The organism is Mucilaginibacter sp. (assembly GCF_039207105.1).
Taxonomy (GTDB): domain Bacteria; phylum Bacteroidota; class Bacteroidia; order Sphingobacteriales; family Sphingobacteriaceae; genus Mucilaginibacter.
This window is the reverse complement of record NZ_JBCECK010000168.1, coordinates 1-10,089: the sequence shown is the minus strand read 5'-3', so window position 1 is coordinate 10,089 and position 10,089 is coordinate 1. Positions and strand designations below refer to the sequence as shown.

Annotated in this window: 7 protein-coding genes; 2 read left to right on the top strand and 5 right to left on the bottom strand. The window is 44.4% G+C overall.

Translation table 11 applies throughout. The annotated features are described in order from the left end of the window. Positions 1-157: 157 nt before the first annotated feature. On the top strand, positions 158-1,567 hold the full coding sequence (locus AAGC65_RS22185; RefSeq protein ID WP_343114657.1) for an exosortase Y-associated Wzy-like protein: 1,410 nt from the start codon (positions 158-160) through the stop codon (positions 1,565-1,567). A gap of 207 nt (positions 1,568-1,774) precedes the next feature. Here the strand turns inward: AAGC65_RS22185 and AAGC65_RS22180 are convergent, their stop codons facing one another. After that, positions 1,775-2,269 carry a hypothetical protein gene (locus AAGC65_RS22180; RefSeq protein WP_343114656.1) on the bottom strand — a complete coding sequence of 165 codons (495 nt, stop codon included), beginning with the start codon at positions 2,267-2,269 and terminating at the stop codon, positions 1,775-1,777. A 38-nt stretch (positions 2,270-2,307) separates the two neighbouring features. Further along, entirely contained in the window at positions 2,308-3,792 is a 1,485-nt protein-coding gene (locus AAGC65_RS22175; protein ID WP_343114655.1) for a hypothetical protein, read from the bottom strand. Positions 3,793-4,045: 253 nt separating this feature from the next. Here AAGC65_RS22175 and AAGC65_RS22170 point away from each other — a divergent pair, with 253 nt between their 5' ends. Further along, on the top strand, positions 4,046-4,384 hold the full coding sequence (locus AAGC65_RS22170) for a helix-turn-helix transcriptional regulator (RefSeq protein ID WP_343114654.1): 339 nt from the start codon (positions 4,046-4,048) through the stop codon (positions 4,382-4,384). Between the two features lie 94 nt (positions 4,385-4,478). Here the strand turns inward: AAGC65_RS22170 and AAGC65_RS22165 are convergent, their stop codons facing one another. Genes AAGC65_RS22165 through AAGC65_RS22155 form a run of 3 tightly spaced genes read right to left on the bottom strand, consistent with a single transcriptional unit; the run spans position 4,479 to position 9,803 of the window. Then, the gene (locus tag AAGC65_RS22165; protein WP_343114653.1) at positions 4,479-4,850 is read right to left on the bottom strand and encodes a hypothetical protein; all 372 of its coding nucleotides are present in this window, start codon (positions 4,848-4,850) and stop codon (positions 4,479-4,481) included. 11 nt (positions 4,851-4,861) lie between these two features. Then, entirely contained in the window at positions 4,862-9,028 is a 4,167-nt protein-coding gene (locus AAGC65_RS22160) for a DUF6443 domain-containing protein (RefSeq protein ID WP_343114652.1), read from the bottom strand. 31 nt (positions 9,029-9,059) lie between these two features. After that, on the bottom strand, positions 9,060-9,803 hold the full coding sequence (locus AAGC65_RS22155; protein WP_343114651.1) for a hypothetical protein: 744 nt from the start codon (positions 9,801-9,803) through the stop codon (positions 9,060-9,062). Positions 9,804-10,089: the final 286 nt, after the last annotated feature.

Below are 10,089 nucleotides of genomic sequence, written 5' to 3'. Positions count from 1 at the left end.
GAGGCATCTAATCTCGCCGATATTACTGCCAAACTACGACTGCTGATGAAGGATCCGGACAAGCTAACCACTCAGGGAAATCATGCCAAGGATCATATAGCACACTGGAGTTTTAACAACCAGGCAAATGCCATTTTAAAACGAGTTAATAATGATTATGCCAGCTAAACAGTTCTCCCTGGAGCGTATTATCGTTTTATATATTCCCTGGATGTTATCTATTTTGTTAAAAAACGATTACGAATTATCTTACCTGATTGCCTGGCTGGGATCATTCCTGATATTTTTCCTCACATTAACAGGTTGGGTAACACCTCTTCCTCATGACAGACCGGTCTCGGAACAGCTGATGCGCCCAATTTTTTTGGTGCAAATAATTTTTGCCGGTTATATGGCCTGTACCTCCATATTTTATTTTATGGACGTGTTAGGCTATGATAATTTTGAAAAGCTGGGCACCACCCTTACCGATCATAACAGGATGCAATACACTGCTCAGTGCCAGCAATATTATTGTTTGGGCCATGCCGCTTTCGTTACGGGCATCCTGGTTTTTATGCGCTATCCTGTGCAATCAGTTTACTATATTGAAAAACAAAAGCTGGCCAACCTGCTGATGCTATTTGCCATCATCAGTTTTCCTGTTTCTCTGATTTTTTTAAAGCTCCCTGGCCTGTCCCAGTTTTATTACCAATTGAATACCTTAAGCTTTATTGCCGGTACATTAGCGCTTGCCTTTGCTATTCCGCTCCGGAAGGCCAAAAACATTGTCATTTGCCTCCTTTTTTATTTTTTTAACTTTTATCAGGCTCTCGTTTCCGGATTCAAAGAACCTATTATCATTAGTGTATTAGTATTGGGCATATTTCTTTATCCCAGCTTTAAAAAGCTGGTGATCGTCATTTTCATCCCCATCCTGTTACTACTCTTCGTGTTGCTACCCACGTATAATCATGCTTTCAGGCAAAGCGCATGGTCAGACGACCAATCTGCTGAACAGGCCAGCCAGCAAGCCATAGATGCCACCCTAAATGCCGGATCTAATGACCTGGACGAATCGAATTGGGATTTCCTGGTTTACCGTTTGAGCGAGATTGATATGTTTATCCGGTTTACTCAGTCAACTCCCAAAAACATAGATTTTTACGGAACAACCTTGCTAACGCAATCTGGAATAGCTTTGATTCCCAGGGTCTTCTGGCCAGCAAAACCCAGTACCGAGGACTTGATCATGGAACGGGTATATGCCGCAGGCGTAATTAACAGAGCTTCAACAGTATCAGCTAAACCTGCTTTTGTAGTAGATGCTTACCTTTCAGCCGGAGGGTATGGCGTTTTTCTATTCCTTCTTATTTATGGCGCTGTGGCGCAACTGATCTCCATCAAGGCCGAAAGCCTCTTCGGAGGGTATATTTTCGGTACTGCCCTTATATTCAGCGGATTGTTCCAAATCATGTGGCGTGGGATCAGTTTTGAATTTATCATTAATTCGGTATTCTGGAGTTATATTACCATGCTGGTCATTCATAGACTATTATTATCCACCCATATCTTAAAGAGAATCTGAAGATCCGGCGAGTCCCTCTTCGCTGAAAATGTTAACAAAAGTGTCAAAAAGCCTTTTAATTATATATTAAAAGGCTTTTTCTATTTTCCATACTACCAAAAATCGCGTCACTGTACTGTGCGATTTGAAAATCCCAAACTTCTGGTGCCCCTAACTTCCTTAATAGCTTCACCTCCTTTATTAAGACAGCTAAACAACTTCCGGAAGTTATGCGATTCCATAATTGCTCACGCCCTCGTGTTTTCTCAGGCCACAACCATAGTATAGTGCTAACATGGCTTTATCTCTTAACCCGAAAAGATCGTCTTTAGCGACTATGTAAAGCTGTTGCACTTCTTTGATGGTCAGCACCTCCCTGGTGTTTGTTGTCTTATCCTTGATACGGATGGTAGCATCAAAGCTTTGTTGTCCGCTTTCCGTAAGATAACGGCTGAACCTACGGACAACCTTCATTTGCTTACGGATATAGTTTACGCTCAATCCTCCGCCTGATTTTTGGTTTGTCCTTTGGTACAGGCAGTTTAGATAGGCTTTTATATGGTGTTCCTGTATTGCTGCTATACTGTGGCAGTCACCTGCTTCCAGGAAGTTAAAGAACTCCATCAGCATCTTGGGCATATCTCTTTGGCTTGTGGGTTCAAAGTTCAGAATGCGGAACCACTCGGTGAAACCGGCATGTAAGCGGGTATAGGTAGGGTTCATCTGTTTATATAATAATAGTTGCCTCTTGTTTTACAGGCTTACAGGGTTACTATCTTCTTCTTATTGGTTCTCTGTGGTTTATGTAACCCATCAGTGCTTTGGGCTACTGTTGGTTTACAGGCTACAGAGTTGATCGTTTCCAATATGGCCCTGACCATTTGTCGGGTATTATTGGTGAGGGATTCGAAATCGTTCCAACTGGTTACCTTATACTCAAAGCCTTTATATCTGCTGCCACGTACTATTTTGATGTAACCCATCAGTTCCAGTTCGTGCAGGTAACGTTGCATACTGCTGGGTGTTATCCGGAGTATGGAACGGATATCTTTGCTATAAAAGCTTTCGGTATGGTTTTGCTTTAACCAGGTCTTTAGCTTCTCAAAGACAGTACGGCAAGCATCGTTCAGTTCATCACTCTTTTTGAGCAGTGTGGTTTCCAGTAAGGTAAAAGCTGCTTCAATGTCCGATGGGGTGCTCTCGATGCATTGCTCTCCGGTATCCTGATCCGTTTTAAGTTCTCGTTGGTATTGATGATAATAGGTAATGATTTCGGTAAATAGTAAGAGCAGCAGCATAGTCCTGCGTGGTTTAAACACCGCATCAGGCAGGTTGAGATAGGGAGCATATGGATTTCTTACGCTTACAGGCTTAAGCAGGCGTTGTACGTTTTTGAGCTGTTCTCTTACTTTTCTTTCCTCATACTGGTCAACTTGTCCCGCACTGATCCTTCTTTGATAATCCATGATCTGCCTATCCTGTTCCTGGCTATTATCCATGTACAACAATATGCACCTGTTGGCATTGTCCTCATAAAGGTGCTCTCTTGTCGTGCAACCGCTCACGCATACCGGGCCTTCGATATTCAGGGTTACTGTTTTCATATTGCCCTTGCTGTCTTTGAGTGTTACTGTCTTATTGATCCTGCGTTTGCTTTGCAGTTCTCTAAGTGGGTATAGCACGTTCTCGGCACCATCTAAATCTTCGATCAGCAATAGTTTATGTTTCAGTTCTTCTTTCCCGAAGTAGTAGAAAGCGTTTGTACTGAGGGTAGTGATCTCCAGTTTATCTTCTTCGGGTATCAGTTCTCCGACCTTCTTCTGTAACCAGGTCTTACCGGTACCGCTTGCCCCTAAACACATCAGGTGCAGTGGGGTATTTCGCTTTCGGGAGGTGTAGATCAGGTAGGCTATCAGGGCATTGGTTTCTTCTCCGATTATACCGCTTTGCGCGATAGGCTGTTGTGTTTGCTTCAACAGGTCAGGTGCTTGGAGAAAGATTAGTGCTGCTTTACGTTCCGCCTCCGTGAGTTTTCTGATCTCTTGTGGTTTGGGTTTCAGGGATTCGAGGTGAATGGCCCTGTAGTTCTCTAATTCGGTTATTAGCTGACCGATGACAAGGTTTACATCTGTTGTACTTACATCCAGTGTTTCTGCTGATCGCTCTATAAGCTGAGCTGTTTGGATATGGTTATACAGATCGAGGCTATGCCGGAAAGTAACCTGCTTGTTATCTGTACAGATCATCTTTAGCGTTACTTTCAACCTGTCCAGCCCCGTTAGTTTGATACCACCCAGGATAGTGATATGCAGCTTGCCTGCGATGTAATGCAGCAGTTCGGGGTTATCGGTGAATAGCTTGTTCTTGATCGTTTATTTAACCTTTAGGATGTAAATACCCTCAATAGGGTAACAAAAACAAGCAAACTCAGGGTATTTTTACTTACAAACAAGTTTATATCTTTGCCTTACAGCTACCTATAAAGGTAGAACCACTACAATGGATATGACTTTTGGTAATCGTTTGGCTTCAATCAGGAAAGAACGTAAAGTATCACAGAGCGATTTAGGCATCAAGGCTGGGGTGCATGCTAACCTTATAGGTAGGTATGAACGGGATGAAGCTATTCCTTCTGTCGAGGTTGCCAGTAAGATCGCTGATGCTCTTAGCGTGTCGTTAGACTATCTTGTAGGAAAGGCTGATAAGCAAGTAGATCAAACTCTCCTGGATAAGGTACTATCTATCCAACAGCTACCCGATGAAGATAGAGAACACATCATGTACTCCATAGATGGCCTCATACAACATGCCAAAACAAGATTAGCTTATAAAAAGTAAAGCTCAACCTTTGTGATTGAGCATACTTTATCATTTCCTATTTGTTAGTTGGGTAGCTATTCAATGCAAAAGCTACTAGCTAACTTCAAAACTACTAATGTAATGAATTAACGTACCTTTGATATTCGTCTTGAATTCCTCCTGCGGGAACAAATCTGTTAATTAAAGCTGAGTACTTAACTTCAACGAAGCTTAACACCTCTTCTACAGAATCAAAAGTATTAATAACTCCAAATAGTTCATCGGGATCTAACAATGAAAACTCATAAATATCTAAGAAGTTTTCGTCGCCCTCATCAAAGGATTCGAAGTAGCTAACGCTAAATTGCAAACTTTTTTCGTTATCAATTCTTAACCATTTCAAAACGGTGTAATCATCTCGCTTTTCATAAGTCAACCATTGTTCAACTGATTTACCGAGCTTTAGATTGGACCTTAATTGTTCCTCAGTTAGATATTTTATCATTTTCTTATCTCTTATTTACTTCCCATTTCTAGTCCCCTAAGATACCAATGTAACTGTGAATCTTGAGTACGCATCAAGGGGGTAACTCCTTGATTAAATTTATTAGGATGTGGCACCTTTTTAGAGTGTGATGGAGGGACTTCATGTATTGCAGAGCCGGGCATCTGATCTGCATGATGTAACTCCAAAGACATCGGTTTCCCCGCTTTATTATTGGTTGGAATAAAGTCTAATGGTCCTTTGCCATCCGCGGCTCTCGCTAGATCTCCTGAAGTCCAAGGGCCTTGAATTCGAATAGGATCAACATTAGGCCCGAATCCAGTGGCATCTGTGACAATATTTGCTTCTTCAATAACCTTAGCTCCCTCGCCCAATTTAGCAACATCGCCCGCTTTGCCAATATCTCCAACTGGCAAACCCACCTGAATAGCTTCACCCGTCATCACCGCTGCAACTTCAAGTCTATCAGCGTCTGTTCCAGTAGATGCTTTTACTACGTTGTGAACAATGCCTTTTACTATCCCATTTTTTATACTTCCATTGCTAAGCCCTTTGCCTATGGCATCCATTGTTTGCATCGGCGTTTGGCGCATGGTTGCCCTTAAACTATTCCATCCCTCCTCTAAATTTTGAGCCACCTTACCAGCAAAGTATGCAATATCACCCCAATCAGGCCACATGCCATCGGGATCAGTAAATCTAATCGGATCACCAAATGTATAGATGTATGGTGACCACCTTCTACCTTTCTCCGCCAACGGATCCACACTCGTCCACCTTCCAATTACCGGGTCATAGAACCTTGCACCATAATCATACCAGTTCAGACCCTCCTGAAACTCCTTCTTATTGTAAAGATACTCATTCTTATCTCCGTTCCGAAGGCGAATATTATCCATTCCGAATGGGTAATAATCATCTACTTGTTTTGCAGTGGCGGTCGGACCAAAACTGTCAAAGCTTACCCGGCTGTTGCCCAGATGATCACTTATAGTATATTCATAATTATAGCTCGCGCCATTAGGTAATGCCCGGCCTTCTTCCGTCTGGATAAAACTAAGCGTAGGATTGCCGGCCGGACCTTCATACTGTATCCCAGCAATGTAATCCGTTTCAATGCCGTTTGCAATTCTGGCCAGTTTTTTCCCTCCAGCATCATAAATATAGCTCGTATTGAGCCCGGTGATTGTTTGCGGAAGATTCAGCATATTGTAACTGATCGAAGTTATACCCTTGCTGTCATCTGCTGTCAGGTTCCCATTGCCGTCATACCGATAATTCGCCGTTCCGGGCTTCTGCCCGATAATACTCCCGGAAATATCCACTACGCTTTGCAATTGATTCGTATTTGGAATGTAGTTATACGTTAAGGAGTCCGCTATCAGCTGTTTGGCGTAACGGTTCAGCGCAGTGATATTACCCATCGCGTCGTATTTGATTCCCTGTTCATTATCGCCTTCGGTTGACAAACCAGATTTCAGCCGGTTCAACTGGTCATATTGATAACTGTAACCTTTCACCGCCCCCCCGGAGACGTTCCACAACTGATTAGATATGTTGCCGTTATACTGCGGTAGGCTACCGTCATTATAATACAAGACCTCATTGAACAGATCAGAGCGGATAGAGTTTAACCAGCCCCTTTCGTTATAGGTATAAACGACATACTGCTTAAAATGCGTACTGTCGGCATAGGTAGCGTGCAGGTGTTTGATCAGCAGCTGACCGATCTCGTTATACTCTGCCTGGTTCACCAGCGTCCAGTCACTGTCTTTCGGTGTATTGTCTTGATTAGTAATCTGTTCCCAGTTCTTGATTTTCCTGCCTGTATGATCATAGATATATTTATTGTTGATCGTAAACATCGGTCCTGATGAAAACACTGAAGCACGCATGCGACTGGTAGAGGTTACCTGATCATTGAAATTATAATCCGTCAATTTACTAAAGGCGTATTGATTAGCGTTACCACCCAGGTAACAGAATTGATCATCACGAATATCCCTTCCAAATTCGTCATAAAAATACACACTGAACAGATAAGCGGGAGCCTGATCAGCAATAGTATTGAGTATCGCTGTTCTGTTACCTGTCAGTAATCCTTTGGTCATGGGGCTTATAATACCGGTAGCCTTCGCACTCATCCTACTGGCCACCTTATTACTGGGCGAACTCGCTGGAATATGTTCATACCCGTCATAGTAGTTTATGTTTAATACCTTATTGAGGGTGGGGTAGCTTTTTAATACATACCCCGTTTGATTTGTCTGCGTATCATTATTCAAGTCCAGGTTATCCCACTGATCACCAGTATAGATGCTGTCTTGCAGAGTAGCTAAAGCAATAGTCGAACCTGCATTCCAAAGTCCGGTTACGATCACCCGTCCGTGCAGGTCATATTTGGTCACTGTCCACTGATTGGATACACGCTGTAAGCTATCTTGGTTTAGTACAGGCTGATTCAGTTTATTATACACCGTGAATTCCCAGCCTTTACCAGGTACTTTTTTCTGCGTCAGCCTGTTCCGCTCATCATAACGGTAGATGTAACCCAGGCTACCGGTATATTGCGGTACGCCTACCGCATCCGGATTGGTTCCCGGAGGCAGTACATAAGCCAGGTCCCCAAGATCATCATAGACATAATAGGTCGACAGGACCTCCATTTTGGCCGGGATAGCAGGATTAATCCGGGCAGGTGTATAATTGAATTGCCGTTTCAGCACAACATGTCCTTCCAGATCTTTGTACTCCTCCGTGGTGCCCCCTCTGCCGCCTTTCCAGTTTTCATCTTTCGTGACGGTTACATACAACTGTCCTTCTTTATAATAACTGCCGTCGCTGTTTCCCTGTGTGAGTGTCCTGCCGCCGTTGGCATTCACCGTGGCAACGTAAAGCCTTGCTGACCGGGTATTAGCCGTATCCGAAACGTCATACAAATTGTTGGTTAGATATTCGGTTTTGACCGTGTGCCCCGAATTGTTACCTGCTGTCGGCTGCCAGGTAGCTCCCGGTGCTCCCTGTTCAGTTATCCTGTTCAGTGGCGAGGATTCAAATACGGTCTGACTGTAAGGATAAGGATTAAAACCTACTCCCTGCGGAGGAGTGACATAGAATTGCGCTACGCCTAAACCTGCTAATGCGGCTTCCGGCCTGTACCGGCCATTGCTGCTGCCTGTAGTTTCTGCATAAGGCAGATACTTTTGTACCTCCCTGCCAAATGGATCATAGACCACCGGCTGGATCACATCGTGTCGTCCCGCGCTTCCTTTCACCTCTACCGTTTGCAGGGGTCTACCCAGTCCATCAAAATATTGGATGCTCTGGTTAACTTCACCAACTTTCATGGCTGCCAATTGTGCCTGTCCGCTGATCGAGCTCACCGGTATGCGCAGCGTACTGGTCATTACGTAGTTCATAGTTGAGCTCGGCCTGGTGTTCATCACTTCGTTGTCTCCGCTGCCATCCGGAGGTAATACCGTTACTTTTACGGAATTGGAAAATACGCCGACATGGTTACTTATAGCTGTTCTCCGGTAATAGGCAGTAATGCCCACGTGCTTAGGCTGATATTCGATATCCGTTGCCTCGCTGATATCCGTCCAGGTGCTGTTATCTGTAGAGATCTGCCACTGGTAGGTGATCGTCCCGTTGCCTCCGGACCCTGGTGTTACGCTTTTTAGGGTGTCGGCATCTGTTCCGGAACTGATCGTCTGGTCTGCCGTGGTGATGCTACCCGGTAGCAGCTGAGGGTAAACCTTCACCTTTACGGAATTGGTAAATACGGGAGCCCCGCCATTACTTTTTGCTGACCTTCTGAAATAAAGATTCTGAAAGACGCCATGTGGCTGATAGTCTAAACCTGTCGCCCCGCTGATGTCTGTCCAGGTGCTGTTATCTGTAGAGATCTGCCATAAATAAGTGATGTTCCCGCTTCCCCCGGTGGCTGGTGAGGTGCTCTTGAGTGTATCCGCATCTGCGCCATAATTGACAGTCTGCACGGTGGTCGTGATACTTCCCGGCAGTGGCAGATCAGCCGCGACCTCTCCCAGGTGCGTATGTTTTGCTGCATGACTGTGTATCACCAATAGCAGGCTACTGATCAACGTCAGTAGGAACCGTTTGAATGCTGAATTGCGTTCCTGCTTACCGCGATATATATATAAGTGAAAATTCATGGTGTGATAATGGTTAAGGTCAACGCTTTGCTTACTGTCCCAGGTAATGGTAATCCGTATGTTTGGTGATATTCCCGTCTTTATCCCGGATATTGATCAGGCGCTGGAATTCATCGAAATCGTAGATCGTGGTTTCTCCCTTTGCATCTCTCGTACTGGTCATGCCCACCAGCGGGCTAAACGTAAAGGTGGTTACCAGCGCGTTCTTTATTCCGTCGGCGGTTCTCAGTTTGTTGAGTTCTGTTTGTAACTGCCCCTGGCTGGTCGCCGGATTATTAAGCAGCGCGACATCCACAAACTGTTTGGCCGCATCGTAATCCGCGCCGGCTACTTTAGCAATAGGGTATTGATTATTATAACCCCAGAAATATGATTCAGGCGCGCCATCAGCCAGGTGCCTGGACAGCAGTACGCCGCTGGCCTGATCGTACTTATCAAAATAAGCAGCAGGCTTATAATTGGGATGAATGACAGGCACACCTGCTGAACTAAATGAGGACCGGGTAAGATCAGAAAGCGGCGCCGGCGCTTCGAGCTGGTAGACCATATTAGGGCGCCAGTAGCTACTATTATATTTTTGGTAGTTCGTAAAAGTTCCGGAGATCAGCCGGAGTGTTCCATTTCTTGATATTAGTGTTCGCTGTTCTATCACTGGGGTAATCACGTCATCGCTGAGCATTTGTTCCGCAAAAGAGCTTCCGTTTCCCGGCAGGTAATCACCTGGCCGGTCATAAGTGGTTATCAAATTACTGCCATCGCTTTTATTCACCGTCATCTGGCGGATTTCCCGGTGACCTGAATTGCCATATGAATAATTTGTCGTAGTCGTAATAGGTTTTCCCGCATTAATAATGATCTCTTTTTTCTGATCGTTGACCGTCCAGTAAGACTGAACGTTGTAAGCTTTCGGGTAATAATTGTAGTCATTATAACCGTTCGCAGGGCCTAACGTCGAGTAATTATAGAAGAGTGTTATTCCTCCTACGAAATCATTCTGCTGAACCGCATAATGGTTAATTTCCTGTTTCGCCAGGACGTTTTGAGCCGTATAAGTCTTTACT

Coding starts and splice junctions, on each gene's coding strand:
- AAGC65_RS22185 (WP_343114657.1), top strand. CDS start 158: ATGCCAGCTAAACAGTTCTCCCTGGAGCGTATTATCGTTTTATATATT.
- AAGC65_RS22180 (WP_343114656.1), bottom strand. CDS start 2,269: ATGAACCCTACCTATACCCGCTTACATGCCGGTTTCACCGAGTGGTTC.
- AAGC65_RS22175 (WP_343114655.1), bottom strand. CDS start 3,792: ATGATCTGTACAGATAACAAGCAGGTTACTTTCCGGCATAGCCTCGAT.
- AAGC65_RS22170 (WP_343114654.1), top strand. CDS start 4,046: ATGGATATGACTTTTGGTAATCGTTTGGCTTCAATCAGGAAAGAACGT.
- AAGC65_RS22165 (WP_343114653.1), bottom strand. CDS start 4,850: ATGATAAAATATCTAACTGAGGAACAATTAAGGTCCAATCTAAAGCTC.
- AAGC65_RS22160 (WP_343114652.1), bottom strand. CDS start 9,028: ATGAATTTTCACTTATATATATATCGCGGTAAGCAGGAACGCAATTCA.
- AAGC65_RS22155 (WP_343114651.1), bottom strand. CDS start 9,803: ATGACGGTGAATAAAAGCGATGGCAGTAATTTGATAACCACTTATGAC.